Consider the following 1,301-nt stretch of genomic DNA (forward strand, 5'->3'; position numbering starts at 1 on the left):
CCCAAATCAAACGAGCATCAGCTGGAATCAAGTCTCCTGTCGACAAATTAATAATATCTCCAGGAACCACTTCATCAATTGGGATTTCTTTTGTTACTCCTTCTCTGGTTACTGCACAAGTGGTTTCAATCAGCTCTTTTAAAGCTAAACTGGCTTTTTGAGAACGGTATTCTTGAATAAAATGAAGTCCCGCACTAAATAAAATCATTAGGCTCATAACAATACTAGCCTCAAAATCTTTAGTAGCAGCTGAGACAACTAATAAAAGTGCTAAAACATAAATAAAGGGATCTTTAAATGCTTGGAGCAATAGTACATACCAAGGAATCGGTTTTTGGGAAGCTACTTCATTCAATCCAAATTCTTCTAAGCGTTTTTCCGCTTCTGATTTGCTTAAGCCTGATGCTTCTGTCTTCAATTGTTTTAAAACCGCTTCTTCTGTCAAGTAACCTAATTCTTTCAATTGATTGTTTTTAGATTTCTTTTCTGTGTAAATATGTTTTTTTTGATTTGCCATCATTTTTTCCTCCTCTTGTCTTACCGGAAAAAATAAGTTTTACTACACTCCTATACTAACTAAGAGGTGTATGGCAGGTTTACTTATTTTTTCTTTATTTTTCCAATAATCATCATCTGGGTTATCACTACTAGATCCTTTTTCCATACCATTCACCTCTTTCCCATTTTGTTAGGTTTTGTTCTACTAAAAACTAGCTGTTGCTCATAATGGATAAGTTTTTCAGTTTAATCAGCACAACAAAAAAAGTACATACTCTATTCTGCGATAGAGTATGTACCCGAATTGTTTATCTCAAATAAACGGTTCACATATTTAATACTGAGTGAAGTGCAAAACAAATAAAGACACAGTATTAGTTCTCCATCGTCGAGTTTTAGCACTATATGGCGTAGATTATTCATCAGCTACATTAAATATGGCCTTAATTCGACCATCTCTGTTGACCCATTGGTGTCTCTCGACGTTTTTGGGCAGCAGCATATTTCCATATAGGAGCCTCACCTAACAGAAGCTTATTCATTTCTTGTCACCTACTAAGCTAACTCATCTCAGATGAGATGTCAACCAACACGCTGGTTTTAATTTTTCTGCGATTTACAAAAGGATGGTTTTAAACTAAGGAAAACTAGACTATAATAAAAGAAGACACATGCAGAAGGGAAGTTTTTAAATGAAGTACAGTATGAACTGGGACCTAGATTCTGTTTTTTCAGGCGGCAGTCATTCCACAGAATTACAAGAAAAAATAACATTGATTCAAGAGCAATTAACTGAATTCTCT

At 34.8% G+C, this 1,301-nt stretch carries 1 protein-coding gene and 1 riboswitch; the gene reads right to left on the bottom strand.

Going from position 1 to position 1,301, the window contains the following annotated elements; translation table 11 throughout:
* A partial coding sequence (locus RT405_RS08160) for a cation-transporting P-type ATPase (RefSeq protein WP_313469030.1) occupies positions 1 to 517 on the bottom strand: 517 nt, incomplete at its 3' end.
* Positions 518 to 870: 353 nt separating this feature from the next.
* Positions 871 to 1,036: riboswitch (M-box (ykoK) riboswitch) on the bottom strand.
* Between the last annotated feature and the right edge of the window lie 265 nt (positions 1,037 to 1,301).

Origin of the sequence: Carnobacterium sp. (assembly GCF_032094055.1) — a bacterium.
In the GTDB taxonomy this organism is placed as follows: Bacteria; Bacillota; Bacilli; order Lactobacillales; family Carnobacteriaceae; genus Carnobacterium_A.